Source organism: Streptomyces sp. NPDC102270, from assembly GCF_044766405.1.
In the GTDB taxonomy this organism is placed as follows: domain Bacteria; phylum Actinomycetota; class Actinomycetes; order Streptomycetales; family Streptomycetaceae; genus Streptomyces.
Genome location: NZ_JBIWLX010000012.1, coordinates 203,512 through 219,267 on the forward strand (window position 1 = coordinate 203,512; position 15,756 = coordinate 219,267).

The 15,756-nt window shown below is 69.6% G+C and carries 15 protein-coding genes; 12 read left to right on the forward strand and 3 right to left on the reverse strand.

Translation table 11 applies throughout. The features are described from left to right. Window positions 1-56 precede the first annotated feature (56 nt). From recG to mutM, 8 genes are all read left to right on the forward strand, one after another. Window positions 57-2,273: an ATP-dependent DNA helicase RecG gene (recG, locus tag ACIRP7_RS25950; RefSeq protein ID WP_403664030.1), complete on the forward strand. Its 2,217-nt coding sequence runs from the start codon at window positions 57-59 to the stop codon at window positions 2,271-2,273. A 39-nt stretch (window positions 2,274-2,312) separates the two neighbouring features. Beyond that, window positions 2,313-2,900: a 16S rRNA (guanine(966)-N(2))-methyltransferase RsmD gene (gene rsmD / locus ACIRP7_RS25955; protein WP_403664033.1), complete on the forward strand. Its 588-nt coding sequence runs from the start codon at window positions 2,313-2,315 to the stop codon at window positions 2,898-2,900. A 26-nt stretch (window positions 2,901-2,926) separates the two neighbouring features. Continuing rightward, window positions 2,927-3,406: a pantetheine-phosphate adenylyltransferase gene (coaD, locus tag ACIRP7_RS25960; protein WP_020138732.1), complete on the forward strand. Its 480-nt coding sequence runs from the start codon at window positions 2,927-2,929 to the stop codon at window positions 3,404-3,406. A 57-nt stretch (window positions 3,407-3,463) separates the two neighbouring features. After that, window positions 3,464-4,522 (forward strand): ATP synthase F0 subunit B, encoded by a 1,059-nt coding sequence (locus tag ACIRP7_RS25965; RefSeq protein ID WP_403664036.1) that lies wholly within the window; start codon window positions 3,464-3,466, stop codon window positions 4,520-4,522. Window positions 4,523-4,653: 131 nt separating this feature from the next. Continuing rightward, window positions 4,654-5,310 carry a DUF177 domain-containing protein gene (locus ACIRP7_RS25970; RefSeq protein ID WP_352389409.1) on the forward strand — a complete coding sequence of 219 codons (657 nt, stop codon included), beginning with the start codon at window positions 4,654-4,656 and terminating at the stop codon, window positions 5,308-5,310. A 2-nt stretch (window positions 5,311-5,312) separates the two neighbouring features. Next, the gene (gene rpmF / locus ACIRP7_RS25975) at window positions 5,313-5,486 is read left to right on the forward strand and encodes a 50S ribosomal protein L32 (RefSeq protein WP_006139588.1); all 174 of its coding nucleotides are present in this window, start codon (window positions 5,313-5,315) and stop codon (window positions 5,484-5,486) included. A 19-nt stretch (window positions 5,487-5,505) separates the two neighbouring features. Continuing rightward, window positions 5,506-6,342, forward strand: a complete 837-nt coding sequence (gene rnc / locus ACIRP7_RS25980) for a ribonuclease III (RefSeq protein WP_403664416.1) — start codon at window positions 5,506-5,508, stop codon at window positions 6,340-6,342. A gap of 107 nt (window positions 6,343-6,449) precedes the next feature. Continuing rightward, on the forward strand, window positions 6,450-7,310 hold the full coding sequence (gene mutM / locus ACIRP7_RS25985) for a bifunctional DNA-formamidopyrimidine glycosylase/DNA-(apurinic or apyrimidinic site) lyase (RefSeq protein ID WP_403664040.1): 861 nt from the start codon (window positions 6,450-6,452) through the stop codon (window positions 7,308-7,310). On the opposite strand, the gene ACIRP7_RS25990 is transcribed toward mutM, so the two are convergent. Both ACIRP7_RS25990 and ACIRP7_RS25995 read right to left on the reverse strand, forming a co-directional pair. Then, window positions 7,283-7,684, reverse strand: coding sequence for a helix-turn-helix domain-containing protein (locus tag ACIRP7_RS25990; RefSeq protein WP_356103352.1), 402 nt, complete (start codon window positions 7,682-7,684; stop codon window positions 7,283-7,285). The genes mutM and ACIRP7_RS25990 overlap by 28 nt on opposite strands. An 80-nt stretch (window positions 7,685-7,764) precedes the next feature. Further along, entirely contained in the window at window positions 7,765-8,850 is a 1,086-nt protein-coding gene (locus ACIRP7_RS25995; protein WP_403664043.1) for a CAP domain-containing protein, read from the reverse strand. A gap of 172 nt (window positions 8,851-9,022) precedes the next feature. Between ACIRP7_RS25995 and ACIRP7_RS26000 the strand changes: the two genes are divergently transcribed. From ACIRP7_RS26000 to ACIRP7_RS26015, 4 genes are all read left to right on the forward strand, one after another. Further along, complete coding sequence (locus tag ACIRP7_RS26000; protein WP_031041224.1) at window positions 9,023-9,304, forward strand: acylphosphatase; 282 nt, start codon at window positions 9,023-9,025, stop codon at window positions 9,302-9,304. A gap of 382 nt (window positions 9,305-9,686) precedes the next feature. Further along, complete coding sequence (locus tag ACIRP7_RS26005; protein WP_016432419.1) at window positions 9,687-9,890, forward strand: hypothetical protein; 204 nt, start codon at window positions 9,687-9,689, stop codon at window positions 9,888-9,890. A gap of 222 nt (window positions 9,891-10,112) precedes the next feature. Next, window positions 10,113-13,667, forward strand: a complete 3,555-nt coding sequence (gene smc / locus ACIRP7_RS26010; RefSeq protein ID WP_403664046.1) for a chromosome segregation protein SMC — start codon at window positions 10,113-10,115, stop codon at window positions 13,665-13,667. Window positions 13,668-13,835: 168 nt separating this feature from the next. Continuing rightward, entirely contained in the window at window positions 13,836-15,254 is a 1,419-nt protein-coding gene (locus ACIRP7_RS26015; RefSeq protein WP_403664049.1) for a sugar porter family MFS transporter, read from the forward strand. Between the two features lie 115 nt (window positions 15,255-15,369). Here ACIRP7_RS26015 and ACIRP7_RS26020 read toward each other — a convergent pair whose 3' ends face one another. Then, the gene (locus ACIRP7_RS26020) at window positions 15,370-15,747 is read right to left on the reverse strand and encodes a hypothetical protein (RefSeq protein ID WP_403664052.1); all 378 of its coding nucleotides are present in this window, start codon (window positions 15,745-15,747) and stop codon (window positions 15,370-15,372) included. Between the last annotated feature and the right edge of the window lie 9 nt (window positions 15,748-15,756).

Genomic DNA, 15,756 nt, shown 5'->3' on the forward strand with positions numbered 1-15,756 from the left:
CGTCTGACCAGGGGTTTCCCAGTATGTATACGGCAATGTCAGTGGTGTGGTGTGCAATGGATCTCGTGCCCGCGCTGGAAGAACCACTGAAGAAGGTGCTCGGCCCCGCCACCGCGAAGGTGATGGCCGAGCATCTCGGCCTGCACTCCGTCGGCGACCTCCTGCACCACTACCCGCGCCGCTACGAGGAGCGCGGGCAGCTGACCCACCTCGCCGACCTGCCCATGGACGAGCACGTCACCGTGGTCGCCCAGGTCGCCGACGCCCGGCTGCACACCTTCGCCTCGGCCAAGGCGCCGCGCGGCAAGGGGCAGCGGCTGGAGGTCACCATCACGGACGGCAGCGGCCGCCTCCAACTGGTCTTCTTCGGCAACGGCGTACACAAGCCCCACAAGGAACTCCTGCCGGGCACCCGCGCACTGTTCGCCGGCAAGGTCTCCCTGTTCAATCGCCGCCTTCAACTGGCCCATCCCGCCTACGAGTTGCTGCGCGGAGCCGATGACGAGGCGGCGGAGACGGTGGAGAGCTGGGCGGGCGCCCTGATCCCCCTCTACCCCGCCACCGCCAAACTGGAGTCCTGGAAGATCGGCAAGGCGGTCCAGACGGTCCTGCCGAGCGCCCAGGAGGCGGTCGACCCCCTCCCGGAGTCCCTCCGCGAGGGCCGCGGCCTGATCCCCCTGCCCGAGGCCCTCCTCAAGATCCACCGCCCGCACACCAAGGCCGACATCGCCGACGCGCACGCCCGCCTCAAGTGGGACGAGGCATTCGTCCTCCAGGTCGCCCTCGCCCGCCGCCGCCACGCGGACGCCCAACTCCCCGCGGTGCCGAGGAAACCGGCTCCGGACGGCCTCCTCACGGCCTTCGACGACCGCCTCCCCTTCACGCTCACGGAAGGCCAGCAGAAGGTCTCGAAGGAGATCTTCGACGACCTGGCCACGGACCATCCGATGCACCGGCTGCTCCAGGGCGAGGTCGGATCGGGAAAGACCCTGGTGGCCCTGCGCGCCATGCTCGCCGTCGTCGACGCGGGCGGACAGGCCGCCATGCTGGCGCCCACCGAGGTGCTCGCCCAGCAGCATCACCGCTCGGTCGTGGAGATGATGGGCGAGCTTGCCGAGGGGGGCATGCTGGGCGGCTCCGAGCAGGGCACCAAGGTCGTGCTGCTCACGGGTTCGATGGGCACGGCCGCGCGCAGGCAGGCGATGCTGGACCTGGTCACCGGTGAGGCCGGGATCGTGATCGGCACGCACGCGCTGATCGAGGACAAGGTGCAGTTCCACGACCTGGGCCTGGTCGTGGTCGACGAACAGCACCGGTTCGGCGTCGAGCAGCGCGACGCCCTGCGCGGCAAGGGAAAGCAGCCGCCCCACCTCCTCGTCATGACGGCCACCCCCATTCCGCGCACGGTCGCCATGACGGTCTTCGGCGACCTGGAGACCTCCGTCCTGGACCAGCTCCCGGCCGGCCGCTCCCCGATCGCCAGCCATGTGGTGCCGGCCGCGGACAAGCCCCACTTCCTCACCCGCGCCTGGGAACGCGTCCGCGAGGAGGTGGAGAACGGCCACCAGGCCTACGTCGTCTGCCCCCGCATCGGCGACGAGGAGGACGACCCCAAGAAGTCCGCCAAGCAGAAGTCCCCCGAGGGCGAGGCCGACAAGCGCCCGCCGCTCGCCGTCCTGGACATCGCCGACCAGCTCGCCAAGGGCCCCCTGAGCGGCCTGCGCGTGGAGGTGCTGCACGGCCGGATGCACCCCGACGACAAGGACGCGGTCATGCGCCGCTTCGCCGCCGGCGAGACCCACGTCCTGGTCGCCACCACGGTCATCGAGGTCGGCGTCAACGTCCCCAACGCGACGGCGATGGTCATCATGGACGCCGACCGCTTCGGCGTCTCCCAGCTCCACCAGCTGCGCGGCCGGGTGGGCCGGGGTTCGGCGCCCGGGCTGTGCCTGTTGGTCTCGGAGATGCCCGAGGCGAGCCCGGCCCGCCAGCGGCTGAACGCGGTCGCGTCGACGCTGGACGGCTTCGAGCTGTCCCGCATCGACCTGGAACAGCGCCGGGAGGGCGATGTCCTGGGCCAGGCCCAGTCCGGCGCCCGGACCTCGCTGCGGGTCCTCGCCGTGATCGAGGACGAGGAGATCATCGCGGAGGCGAGGCAGGAGGCCACGGCGGTGGTGGAGGCGGACCCGGAGCTGACGAGCCTTCCCGGCCTGCGCACGGCCCTGGAGGCGCTTGTGGACGAGGAGAGGGAGCAGTACCTGGAAAAGGGCTGAGAAACTGGATCCGTAACCACCCACGAACAAGGACCGAAGATGACGCGCGTGATCGCGGGCAGAGCCGGCGGACGCCGCCTGGCCGTCCCGCCGGGCAACGGAACCCGGCCCACCTCCGACCGGGCGCGCGAAGGTCTCTTCTCCACCTGGCAGTCCCTCCTCGGCGGCCCCCTGGCAGGTGAACGGGTCCTGGACCTCTACGCCGGATCGGGCGCGGTCGGCCTGGAAGCCCTCTCCCGCGGCGCGAGCCACACCCTCCTGGTCGAGGCCGACGCGCGGGCCGCCCGCACCATCCGCGAGAACGTCAGGAACCTCGGCCTGCCCGGCGCCGAGGTTCGCGCGGGCAAGGCCGAACAGATCATCCAGCAAGGGGCTCCGGCACAGCCGTACGACCTCGTCTTCCTGGACCCGCCGTACCGAGTCACGGATCACGATCTTCGCGAGATCCTGCTCACACTCCGCACGGAACACTGGCTCGCACCGGAGGCCCTCGTCACCGTGGAGCGCAGCACCAGAGGCGGAGAGTTCCAGTGGCCGCCCGGATTCGACGCGGTCAAGGCCCGTCGCTACGGCGAGGGAACGTTTTGGTACGGTCGCGCCGCCTCTACGTGCGAAGACGCACGATGACCGGACCGGAGAGCGAGGGATCTCAAGTGCGCCGCGCCGTCTGTCCCGGGTCGTTCGACCCGATCACCAACGGACACCTCGACATCATCTCCCGCGCCTCCAGACTGTACGACGAGGTCTACGTCGCGGTGATGATCAACAAGTCCAAGAAGGGCCTGTTCGAGATCGACGAACGGATCGACCTGATCCGCGAGGTCACCGCCGAGTACGGCAACGTGATCGTCGAGGCCTTCCACGGCCTGCTCGTCGACTACTGCAAGGAGCGCGACATCCCGGCCATCGTCAAGGGCCTGCGCGCGGTCAGCGACTTCGACTACGAGCTCCAGATGGCCCAGATGAACAACGGCCTGAGCGGTGTCGAGACCCTTTTCGTGCCGACCAACCCCACCTACAGCTTCCTGTCCTCCTCGCTCGTCAAGGAGGTCGCGACCTGGGGCGGAGACGTCTCCCACCTGGTCCCCCCAAGGGTCCTGGAAGCCCTGAACGAACGCCTCCGCAAGGGCTGATGGGGCTACAGTCGTCCCGTCCGTCTCCAATACGGCTGTAGAGAGTGGCGAGCACAGGTGGACGTGCAGAAGAAGCTCGACGAGATCGTGTCCACGGTCTCCGGCGCCCGGTCGATGCCCATGTCGGCCTCGGTGATCGTCAACCGCGCCGAACTGCTCGCGATGCTCGAAGAGCTGCGCCAGGCCCTGCCGGGCTCCCTCGCGCAGGCCCAGGAGCTGATCGGCGACCGTGACCAGATGGTCGAGCAGGCCCGCCAGGAGGCCGAGCGCATCATCTCCACCGCCCACGCCGAACGCGGCTCCCTGATCTCCGACACCGAGATCGCCCGCCGCTCCCAGGCCGAGGCCGACCGCATCCTCAACGAGGCCCGGCAGGAGGCCGAGGAGGTCCGCGCGGAGGCCGACGACTACGTCGACTCCAAGCTCGCCAACTTCGAGGTCGTCCTCACCAAGACCCTCGGCTCGGTCGGCCGCGGCCGCGAGAAGCTCCTCGGCACCGGCCCGGGTCTCGACGAGCACGGTTACGAGGACGAGGACGCCCCCGAGCGCAGCCACGACCCCGAGACGCTGCGCAAGGACGCCGACTCCTACGTCGACGCCAAGCTCGGCGCCTTCGAGGCGGTCCTCGCCAAGACCCTGGAGGCCGTCGGCCGCGGCCGCCAGAAGCTGCACGGCCGTATCGCCACCGACGACCTCGGCGCCCTCGCCGACAACACCTCCACCGTCCAGCACTCCAGCGACGCCGACTACCTGGCCGACCTCACCGCCCTCGCCGAGCAGGACAACCGGGCCGCGGCCCAGGCGGCCCAGGCCGAGCAGCCGGAGTACGGCCAACAGCCGGCGTACGGCTACCAGCAGCAGACCGACGCCTACGCCGGCTACCAGCAGCAGCAGCCCGATCCCTACGCCCAGCAGGACCAGTACGGCTACCAGCAGGCCGACCCCTACGCCTACCAGGGGTACGACCAGCAGCAGTACGACCAGAACCAGGCCCAGCAGGCCCACCAGCCGCAGCAGGCCCAGCAGAACTACGCCCTCGACGAGACCAGCCTCTTCGACACCGGCATGATCACGCCGGAGCAGTTGAGGGCGTACGAACAGGGTCGCGGACAGTAAGGGACCACCGGATTGGGCCGTGAGCGAAAGGTCCAGTATCCTGGCTCTTCGGTCGCGTGTACGTCCGCGATCAACGCTGCCCGGGAGCACCGAAGGGCGGCATCCCCCAAGTTCCAAGATCGAAAGCAGGAATGGCCCTGAACGCCCGCCTCGACCACCGCAACCCTCTCGTGTTCGACACACACGAGCTGGGCCGGCGTCCTGGCGCGCTGCAGCGCCTGACCCGTGAGATCGACGCTCCCAAGGACCTCGGTATCCAGGGAGTGATCGGAGTGCCGGAAGGCGCCCCGGTCGAGCTCGAACTCCGTCTGGAGTCGGTCATGGAAGGGGTGCTTGTCACAGGCACCGCCCGTGCACAGGCCAAGGGGGAGTGCGTAAGGTGTCTGGAGCCGCTCGAGCTGGCGCTCGAAGCGGACTTCCAGGAGATGTTCTCGTACCCTGACGCCGACGACCGGGGCCGCGTGAAAGCGGCGGAACCGGCCGACGACGCCGAGGAAGACGAGGACAGGCTCTTCATCGAGGACGGCCTGTTCGACCTCGAACCCGTGCTGCGTGATGCGGTGGTGCTCGCACTGCCGATGCAGCCGGTGTGCCAGGACGACTGCCTGGGCCTGTGCTCCGAATGCGGAGAGCGGCTCACGGACGACCCGGACCACCACCATGACGCCGTCGACATCCGTTGGGCGGCACTGCAGGGACTCGCCGGTTCACTCGAAGACGGCGAGAAGGACGAGATGAGTGGCGAAGCGCCTCGATCGGCGCCCGCCAACGAGAAGCAGGAGAAGTAGCCGTGGCTGTTCCGAAGCGGAAGATGTCGCGCAGCAACACGCGCCACCGCCGGTCGCAGTGGAAGGCTGCGGTCCCCACCCTGGTTGCGTGCGAGCGCTGCCACGAGCCCAAGCTGCAGCACATCGCGTGCCCCGCTTGCGGCACCTACAACAAGCGCCAGGTCCTCGAGGTCTGAGCGGCTGGTGAGAGGCACTGTGTCCACGCCGAAGAAGAACTCGGGCGACAACCAGGCCTCGTCCCACACGCTGTTGGAAGGGCGGCTCGGGTACAAGCTCGAGTCCGCCCTTCTGGTGCGTGCGCTGACCCACCGTTCGTACGCGTACGAGAACGGCGGTCTGCCGACCAATGAGCGTCTGGAGTTCCTCGGGGACTCCGTACTCGGCCTCGTGGTCACGGACACGCTGTACACGACCCACCCCGACCTGCCCGAAGGCCAGCTGGCCAAGTTGCGGGCCGCGGTGGTCAACTCACGTGCACTGGCGGAGGTCGGCCGCGGGCTCGACCTGGGTTCCTTCATCCGGCTCGGCCGTGGTGAAGAGGGCACAGGCGGCCGGGACAAGGCGTCCATCCTCGCCGACACCCTGGAAGCGGTGATCGGCGCGGTCTATCTCGACCAGGGTCTCGATGCGGCGAGCGAGCTCGTCCATCGGCTTTTCGACCCACTGATCGAGAAGTCCTCCAACCTCGGTGCCGGCCTGGACTGGAAGACCAGTCTCCAGGAGCTCACCGCGACCGAAGGGCTCGGCGTGCCCGAGTACCTGGTCACGGAGACCGGCCCCGACCACGAGAAGACCTTCACTGCTGCCGCCCGCGTCGGAGGCGTCTCGTACGGCACCGGCACCGGCCGCAGCAAGAAGGAGGCGGAGCAGCAGGCCGCGGAGTCCGCCTGGAGGTCCATTCGGGCCGCAGCGGACGAGCGCGCCAAGGCGGCGGCCGAGAAGGCCGTTGAGATCGTCGAGGCCGTCGAGGTCGTCGAGGTCGTCGAAGCCGCCGAGGACGACGACGAAGGTCCGTCGTCCGTCTCCGCCTGACGCCTGGAAGCACCAGCGCGTCCGGAAGAACAGCGCAGCCGAGCGCCTGCCCCCGAACACCGGGGCGGGCGCTCGGCTCATACACCGGTCCGTGACGGGGGAGCCCCATGCCCGAGTTGCCCGAGGTCGAGGTCGTACGGCGAGGCCTCGAGCGGTGGGTCGCCCACCGTACGGTCGCCGAGGCCGAGGTGCTGCACCCGCGCGCGGTCCGCCGCCACCTCGCCGGTGCCGACGACTTCGCGCACCGCCTCAAGGGCCACCGCGTCGGCATCCCGAGCCGCCGCGGGAAGTACCTCTGGCTGCCCCTGGAGGACACCGGCCAGTCGGTCCTGGCCCACCTCGGGATGAGCGGCCAGCTGCTGGTCCAGCCGCATGCCGCACCCGACGAGAAGCACCTGAGGATCCGGGTGAGGTTCGCCGACGAGGTGGACACCGAACTCCGCTTCGTCGACCAACGCACCTTCGGCGGACTGTCGTTGCACGACAACACCCCCGACGGCCTGCCCGACGTCATCGCGCACATCGCGCGCGACCCCCTCGACCCGCTCTTCGACGACGACGCCTTCCACCAGGCACTGCGCCGCAAGCGCAGCACCATCAAACGGGCCCTGCTGGACCAGTCGTTGATCAGCGGAGTCGGCAACATCTATGCGGACGAGGCGCTGTGGCGCTCCCGCATCCACTACGAGCGCCCCACCGGCACCTTCACGCGCCCCCGCACCGCGGAACTCCTGGGCCACGTCCGGGACGTGATGAACGCGGCCCTCGCGGTGGGCGGCACCAGCTTCGACAGCCTGTACGTCAACGTCAACGGCGAGTCCGGGTACTTCGACCGCTCCCTCGACGCGTACGGCCGTGAGGGGCTGCCGTGCAAGCGGTGCGGTACGCCGATGCGCCGGCGGCCCTGGATGAACCGGTCCAGCTACTTCTGCCCGAGGTGTCAGCGGGCGCCGCGCGTCACGTCGTAGCGCTCACGGGCGGCCAGGACGTCGTCCATGCGGCCCTCGACGAAGTGGATGAGCCCCAGCAGCCGCTCGGCGAGCTCGTGGCCCAGCGGGGTCAGCTCGTAGTCGACGCGGGGTGGGTTGGTGGGCTGGGCCTCGCGGTGCACCAGGCCGTCGCGCTCCAGTGCCTGGAGCGTCTGGGAGAGCATCTTCTCGCTCACGCCGTCGACCCGGCGGCGCAGCTCGTTGAAGCGCAGCGAGCCCTCGTACAGGGCGCCGAGGGTGAGGGCGCCCCAGCGGCCCGTCACGTGCTCCAGGGTGCCGCGCGAGGGGCATGCCTTGGCGAACACGTCGTACGGGAGGTCCCGCGCCTCCGGGGGCTGCTGCGTGGTGTCCATATCACGAGCGTACTGGAAGAGAGCACTAACCGACAGGTCGCACTAACGAAAAGTTAGTGCGACCATCGTCGCGCCGGTCTCTAGTATCCGAAGTCCTGGGTCCACCAGGGGCCGCCCGCGCCGAACTGCACGCCCACGCCCAGCGTCTTGAAGTCGCAGTTCAGGATGTTGGCCTTGTGGCCGGGGCTGTTCATCCAGGCTTCCATGACCGAGGCCGCGTCGGCCTGGCCGCGGGCGATGTTCTCGCCGCCGAGGCTGGTGATCCCGGCCTTCGCCGCGCGGTCCCACGGGGTGGCGCCGCTCGGGTCGGTGTGGTCGAAGAAGCCCTGCTCGGCCATGGCCTTGCTGAATGCCTCGGCGAGCTCGGTCAGCGCGCTGTTCGCGGCGACCGGGCTGCACCCGACCTTCGCCCGCTCGACGTTGACGAGCCTGAGCACCTCGGCCTCGGTGGCGGCCTCCGTGGAGACCTCCACCGGCGCGGTGGTCTCCTGCTTCGCGGGCTCGCGCTCCTTCTGTGAAGGAGTCGTCTCCGGCTCCTTGCTCGGCGTGGCCGCCGGCTTCTTCGTCGGCTCCTCGGCCGGCGGGGCCGTCGAGGTCGAGGTCGAGGTCGAGGGGGCCGGCGAGGGCGAGGAGGCGCGCTCGGCGTCCCGGCTCGTCGACGAGCCGTCCTCGCGGCTGTCGGCGCTGCCGGAGGTGCCGCCCTGCTCGGCGGGCGAGTTGGTCGGCGAGCTCGCCGCCTGTACATCCCCGCCGGTGGTGCTGCCGCCGCCGATCTTGTAGTTGTCCAGGCCCGGCACCACGCCCGCGGCGACCGCGACCGTGCCGATCGCGACGGCGGCAGAAACCCCGAGCAGACCGGTCTTGACCGGCGTCACGAGGTTCTTCTTGCGGCGGCGGTGCGAGCCGCTGCGACGCGGACCGTCGGCGGGCGTGTAGCCCTCGCCCCGGTACAGCGCGTACTCCTCCTCCGACGCGAACAGGTAGGCGTCACTGCGCGCGTAGGGGTCGGGGTCCTCGTGGCCCGGGTGGGTGGCGGTGCCCACCGAGGCGAAGTTGTACGAGTCCTGCGGGTCGTAGCCGCTCCCGAAGGAGGTGTGTGCCGGTATGACCCCCGTGGCGCGGCCCGTGGCGGCGCGGCCGGCGGCGGAGCGTCGGTGGCGTCCCATGTCCTTGCCTTCCTCGTCTGTTCTTGAGGTCGACGCGTCCCCCCGGTCAACCAAAGTCACAAAACCCACACGATCGAGTGAGTTTCGTATGAGATTCATTGGCAGCGGACAGTACCGCATGGCGCCAGTTGAAGGAGTGCCGGGAGAGACATTGGCCGGTTAGGTTGCACTCATGAGCGAGGATGTTCGACTGGTCGCCTGGGTGCGCGGACGCGTCCAAGGTGTGGGTTTCCGCTGGTTCACGCGGGCCAAGGCCCTGGAGATCGGCGGCCTGAGTGGTTTTGCTCTCAATCTGGACGACGGGCGCGTGCAGGTGGTCGCGGAGGGCCCGCGGAAGGGCTGCCAGGGACTCCTCGAATGGCTCCTTGGTGACGACACGCCCGGCCGCGTCGACGGCGTCACCGAGATCTGGGACACACCCCGCGGGGGTTACGACGGCTTCGCCATCCGTTGAGCGGTTTCTGTAAAACGGCCCAGGCGGTGGTGGAGGGACATGCCACTGACACCTGCCGGAAGGAGAAAGGCGCTGGTGGTTGCCAAGAAGGCCGGCCCGTGGCAGGCTCCTCAGCCAAGAATGATCGTCACGCCCCCGGGGTCCCGAGGGAGCCGTAGCGCCGCCGTTCCCAGGCCGCGCCGGAGCGGGTTGCCACCAATACGGGGCGTGATCGTGTTGACCGTCAAACTTTTTGGTGAGACGCTGAAAGCACCCCGCGCACCTTAGCTGTTTGGCATGGAACAACAGCAACACGAACTCAAAAGTGTCAAGCACCGCGGGTGCGAATCCCTCACGACCCACACCGCTTCGGTCGGTCACTCAGTGTGGAGGACCATCCATCATGGCAAAGGCGCTTCTCGGTTACGTCGGCGGCTCGGACCCTCGACTCCTCGCCGAGATGCGACGGCTCCAGCAGCGCGTCCAGGACCTGGAATCCGAGCTCGTACGGATCCAGGCCGAGAATGACGCGCTCGCGGCTGCCGCTTCTCACGACAGGATCATGGAGAGCATCGACGCACACCAGGCGGAGCCTGCGCTCACCTGATCGCTGCATCGCTACACGACAGCTCACGCAGTGGTCCGGTCAGCCCGTATCAACCGCTAAGTTGTCAGATTTGCAAGGGACGCTTCGGCGTCCCTTCTTTCTTGCCCCCGTGCACCCTTTCACTCTCTTAACGTTTGGTGTGCCCTCCACGTTCAACGGTGAAACCGCGGGCAACAGCGCGTTCATGGAGTGAGACACCCCCGGAAGGTAGAGTCCAGCGGCGTGCACCTCAAGGCCCTGACCCTCCGAGGGTTCAAGTCGTTCGCATCGGCGACCACGCTCCGGTTCGAGCCGGGGATCACCTGCGTCGTCGGACCGAACGGCTCGGGCAAGTCCAATGTCGTGGACGCGCTCAGCTGGGTCATGGGCGAACAGGGCGCCAAGTCACTGCGCGGCGGCAAGATGGAGGACGTCATCTTCGCTGGCACCACCGGGCGCCCGCCGCTCGGCCGCGCCGAGGTGTCCCTGACCATCGACAACTCCGACGGCGCCCTGCCCATCGAGTACGCCGAGGTCACCATCACGCGGATCATGTTCCGCAACGGCGGCAGCGAGTACCAGATCAACGGCGACACCTGCCGTCTGCTGGACATCCAGGAACTCCTGTCCGACTCCGGCATCGGCCGCGAGATGCACGTGATCGTCGGCCAGGGCCAGCTCGACTCCGTCCTGCACGCGGATCCCACGGGCCGCCGCGCCTTCATCGAGGAGGCCGCGGGCGTCCTCAAGCACCGCAAGCGCAAGGAGAAGGCGCTGCGCAAGCTGGACGCGATGCAGGCCAACCTCGCGCGCGTACAGGACCTCACCGACGAACTCCGGCGCCAGCTCAAGCCGCTCGGCAGACAGGCCGCGGTCGCCCGCCGGGCCGCCGTCATCCAGGCCGACCTGCGGGACGCCCGCCTCCGGCTGCTCGCCGACGATCTCGTACGACTGCGGCAGGCGCTCCAGGCCGAGGTCGCGGACGAGGCCGCGCTGAAGGAGCGCAAGGAGGCCGCCGAGCTGGAACTGAAGAAGGCCCTCCAGCGCGAGGCGCTTCTGGAGGACGAGGTACGGCAGCTTACGCCCCGGCTCCAGCGCGCCCAGCAGACCTGGTACGAGCTCTCCCAGCTCGCCGAGCGGGTGCGCGGCACGATCTCGCTGGCCGACGCGCGCGTGAAGAGCGCGACCTCGGCGCCGCCCGAGGAACGGCGGGGCCGTGACCCCGAGGACATGGAACGCGAGGCCGCCCGTATCCGCGAGCAGGAGGCCGAGCTGGAGGCTGCCCTGGAGGCGGCCGAGCACGCCCTGGAGGACACGGTCGCGCACCGCTCCGAACTGGAGCGCGAGCTCGCCCAGGAGGAACGGCGTCTGAAGGACGTGGCTCGGGCCATCGCCGACCGCCGCGAGGGCCTCGCCCGGCTCAGTGGCCAGGTCAACGCGGCCCGTTCCCGCGCTGCCTCCGCCCAGGCCGAGATCGACCGCCTCGCCGCCGCCCGGGACGAGGCCCGGGAGCGGGCCGTGGTCGCGCAGGAGGAGTACGAGGCGCTGAAGGCCGAGGTCGACGGGCTGGACGCCGGCGACGCGGAACTGGCGGAACAACACGAGGCGGCGAAGCAGCGGCTGGCAGAGGCGGAGGCCGCACTGACGGCTGCCCGCGAGGCGGTCACGGCGGCGGAACGCAGACGGGCGGCGACACAGGCCAGGCATGACGCGCTGGCCCTGGGCCTGCGCCGCAAGGACGGCACCGGCGCGCTGCTGGGCGCGAAGGACCGGCTCACGGGCCTGCTGGGCCCGGCGGCGGAACTGCTGACGGTGACCCCGGGCCACGAGGTCGCCCTCGCGGCGGCGTTCGGCGCGGCGGCGGACGCGCTGGCGGTCACGTCGCCGGCGGCCGCGGCGGAGGCGATCCGCCTGCTGCGCAAGCAGGACGGCGGCCGAGCGTCGCTCCTCTTGGCGGGCGGCCCCGAGGACGTGCCCTCCAGGGACGCGGACGCCACAGGACAACTCGCCTCAGATCTCGTCCGCGGACCGTCCGACCTCATGCCGGCGGTCCGTCGCCTCCTCCAGGGCATCGTCGTCGTCGGCACCCTCGAAGACGCCGAGGACCTCGTCTACGCCAGCCCCCACCTCACCGCCGTCACCGCCGAAGGCGACCTTCTCGGTGCCCACTTCGCGCACGGCGGCTCCGCAGGCGCCCCCAGCCTCCTCGAAGTGCAGGCATCCGTCGACCAGGCCGCCGCCGAACTCGAAGAGCTGGCCGTGCAGTGCGAGGAACTCGCCGAGGCCCAGCACGCGGCGGTGGAGCAGCGCAAGGAGTGCACGGCCCGAGTGGAGGGGCTCGGGGAGCGCCGCCGCGCCGCCGACCGGGAGAAGTCGGCCGTGGCCCAGCAACTGGGCCGGCTGTCCGGCCAGGCCAGGGGCGCCGCCGGTGAGGCGGAACGCTCCACCGCGGCGGCCGCCCGGGCGCAGGACGCGCTGGAGAAGGCGCTCGAAGAGGTCGAGGAGCTCGCCGAACGCCTCGCCGTGGCCGAGGAGATGCCGGTCGAGGAGGAACCCGACACCTCCGTACGGGACCGTCTCGCCGCCGACGGCGCCAACGCCCGCCAGACCGAGATGGAGGCCCGCCTCCAGGTCCGTACCCACGAGGAGCGGGTCAAGGGGCTCGCCGGACGGGCCGACTCCCTCGACCGGGCCGCCCGCGCGGAACGGGACGCACGCGCGCGTGCCGAACAGCGGCGGGCCCGGCTGCGGCACGAGGCCGCCGTGGCCGAGGCCGTCGCCTCCGGCGCGCGGCAGCTGCTCGCGCACGTCGAGGTGTCCCTGGCACGCGCGGACGCGGAACGGACCGCCGCCGAGGCCGCCAAGGCGCTCAGGGAACGGGAGTTGACCGCCGCTCGGAACACCGGCCGTGATCTCAAGGCCGAGCTCGACAAGCTGACCGACTCCGTCCACCGGGGCGAGGTGCTGGGCGCCGAGAAGCGGATGCGGATCGAGCAGCTGGAGACCAAGGCGCTGGAGGAACTGGGTGTCGAGCCGGCGGGGCTCATCGACGAGTACGGCCCCCACCAGCTCGTACCGCCCTCACCGCCCGCCGAGGGCGAGGAACTGCCCGAGGACCCGGAGCATCCGCGCAACCAGCCGAAGCAGTTCCACCGGGCCGAGCAGGAGAAGCGGCTCAGGGCGGCCGAGCGGGCGTACCAGCAGCTCGGCAAGGTCAATCCGCTCGCGCTCGAGGAGTTCGCGGCGCTGGAGGAGCGGCACAAGTTCCTCAGTGAGCAGCTGGAGGACCTGAAGAAGACCCGCGCCGACCTGCTGCAGGTGGTGAAGGAGGTCGACGAGCGCGTCGAGCAGGTCTTCACCGAGGCCTACCGGGACACCGCCCGTCAGTTCGAGGGCGTCTTCAGCCGGCTGTTCCCGGGCGGCGAGGGGCGGCTGATCCTGACCGACCCCGACAACATGCTCACCACCGGCGTGGATGTCGAGGCGCGGCCGCCGGGCAAGAAGGTCAAGCGGCTCAGCCTGCTCTCCGGCGGCGAGCGTTCTCTCACGGCCGTAGCGTTGCTGGTGTCGATCTTCAAGGCGCGGCCCAGCCCGTTCTACGTCATGGACGAGGTCGAGGCAGCCCTCGACGACACCAACCTCCAGCGGCTGATCCGCATCATGCAGGAGCTGCAGGAGGCCTCGCAGCTCATCGTGATCACGCACCAGAAGCGGACGATGGAGGTCGCCGACGCGCTGTACGGCGTCTCCATGCAAGGCGACGGCGTCTCGAAGGTCATCAGCCAGCGGCTGCGCTAGCCCCATCGGGTACCCCGTTTCCATTCCTTCATGCTTTGAACACGAACATCTCCTCCGTGCCTGTTTTCTCACACGGCCCCAGCTATTGGTTTCGGAACTTGAAGGCATAGGGTTTCTATCGTTGTTCTTGCCTTCAGGCAGCGTTGCCGATGGCCTTAGGAGTTGAGCGTGACCAGCACAGCGCAGGCGCAGAAGTCAGGAGCCGGAACGGCTCATCCCGATCATCTCGGGCACGTCATCTTCATCGCGGCGGCGGCCGCGATGGGCGGATTCCTCTTCGGTTACGACAGCTCCGTGATCAACGGCGCGGTCGAGGCCATCCGAGGCCGCTACGACGTCGGCTCCGCGGCCCTGGCGCAGGTCATCGCCATCGCCCTGATCGGCTGTGCGATCGGCGCGGCGACCGCGGGACGCATCGCGGACCGCATCGGCCGTATCCGGTGCATGCAGATCTCGGCCGTGCTCTTCACGGTCAGCGCCGTCGGTTCGGCGCTGCCCTTCGCGCTGTACGACCTGGCGTTCTGGCGGGTCGTCGGCGGTTTCGCCATCGGCATGGCCTCGGTCATCGGCCCCGCCTACATCGCCGAGGTGGCCCCGCCCGCCTACCGCGGCCGGCTCGGCTCCTTCCAGCAGGCCGCGATCGTCATCGGCATCGCCATCTCGCAGCTGGTCAACTGGGGTCTGCTGAACGCCGCCGGCGGTGACCAGCGCGGCAAGCTGATGGGCCTGGAGGCCTGGCAGGTCATGCTCGGCGTCATGGTGATCCCGGCCGTTCTCTACGGGCTGCTCTCCTTCGCCATCCCCGAGTCCCCGCGGTTCCTGATCTCCGTCGGCAAGCGCGAGCGGGCCCGGGAGATCCTCGCGGAGGTCGAGGGCGACAAGATCGACCTGGACGCGCGCGTGGCGGAGATCGAGCACGCCATGAAGAGCGAGCACAAGTCGACCTTCAAGGACCTGCTCGGCGGCTCCTTCTTCTTCAAGCCGATCGTCTGGGTCGGCATCGGCCTGTCGGTCTTCCAGCAGTTCGTCGGCATCAACGTCGCGTTCTACTACTCCTCGACGCTGTGGCAGTCGGTCGGCGTCGACCCGACGGACTCGTTCTTCTACTCCTTCACGACGTCGATCATCAACATCGTCGGCACCGTGATCGCGATGATCTTCGTGGACCGCATCGGCCGCCGCCCGCTCGCCCTGATCGGCTCGGTCGGCATGGTGATCGGTCTCGCGTTGGAGGCCTGGGCGTTCTCCTTCGACCTGGTCGACGGCAAGCTGCCGGCCGCGCAGGGCTGGACCGCCCTGATCGCCGCCCACGTGTTCGTCCTCTTCTTCGCCCTGTCCTGGGGTGTCGTCGTGTGGGTCTTCCTCGGCGAGATGTTCCCGAACAAGCTCCGTGCCGCCGCCCTGGGCGTGGCCGCCGCCGCGCAGTGGATCGCCAACTGGGCCATCACCGCGAGCTTCCCGTCGCTGGCCGACTGGAACCTCTCCGCGACCTACGTGATCTACACGGTCTTCGCCGCGCTCTCCATCCCGTTCGTCCTCAAGTACGTCAAGGAGACGAAGGGCAAGGCCCTGGAGGAGATGGGCTGACGGCCCCGCGAACCCGGGGGGAGGGGCCAACACCCCGCTGCCCTTCTCCCCGAACCGTCCGCCGCCCCCGGTCCGGCAACCGCCTGGACCGGGGGCGGCGGTGTCGTGCGGGGGGTCACCAGATGAGGACGCCTCCGCCGATCTCCAGGGCCCTGCGGGAGCTCTCCTCGATGATCTGGAGCCGGATCCCGATGTCGTCCCGGTGCTCCTCGACCGTGCGTGGCCGCTGCGTGCCGTGGGCGACCTCGTCCAAGCGGGAGCGCAGCGAAGCGACCTCGCGCCGGAACTCCGGCACGTCCTCGGCCTCGACATAGAGGTCGCCCTCGGCCAGTACAGGCAGGAAGCGGGCGCCGAGCGAGCGCACGAACTCCGAGCCCCAGACTGTCGTGCGCCACGACTCGAAGCCGCCGGACCGGTACACGCCGTCCGGCACGTCGAGAATCCGCCGCTTGCCGTCCGGCTCCCGGATGAACACATCCACCCACAAGCTCATGGGCCCCGT

Bases quoted from the DNA above. Each gene is read 5' to 3' on its own strand.
- ACIRP7_RS25995 (WP_403664043.1), bottom strand. From the start codon at position 8,850: ATGGGACGCCACCGACGCTCCGCCGCCGGCCGCGCCGCCACGGGCCGC.
- mutM (WP_403664040.1), top strand. From the start codon at position 6,450: ATGCCCGAGTTGCCCGAGGTCGAGGTCGTACGGCGAGGCCTCGAGCGG.
- ACIRP7_RS25990 (WP_356103352.1), bottom strand. From the start codon at position 7,684: ATGGACACCACGCAGCAGCCCCCGGAGGCGCGGGACCTCCCGTACGAC.
- ACIRP7_RS25970 (WP_352389409.1), top strand. From the start codon at position 4,654: ATGGCCCTGAACGCCCGCCTCGACCACCGCAACCCTCTCGTGTTCGAC.
- ACIRP7_RS26005 (WP_016432419.1), top strand. From the start codon at position 9,687: ATGGCAAAGGCGCTTCTCGGTTACGTCGGCGGCTCGGACCCTCGACTC.
- recG (WP_403664030.1), top strand. From the start codon at position 57: ATGGATCTCGTGCCCGCGCTGGAAGAACCACTGAAGAAGGTGCTCGGC.
- ACIRP7_RS26020 (WP_403664052.1), bottom strand. From the start codon at position 15,747: ATGAGCTTGTGGGTGGATGTGTTCATCCGGGAGCCGGACGGCAAGCGG.
- rsmD (WP_403664033.1), top strand. From the start codon at position 2,313: ATGACGCGCGTGATCGCGGGCAGAGCCGGCGGACGCCGCCTGGCCGTC.
- ACIRP7_RS26000 (WP_031041224.1), top strand. From the start codon at position 9,023: ATGAGCGAGGATGTTCGACTGGTCGCCTGGGTGCGCGGACGCGTCCAA.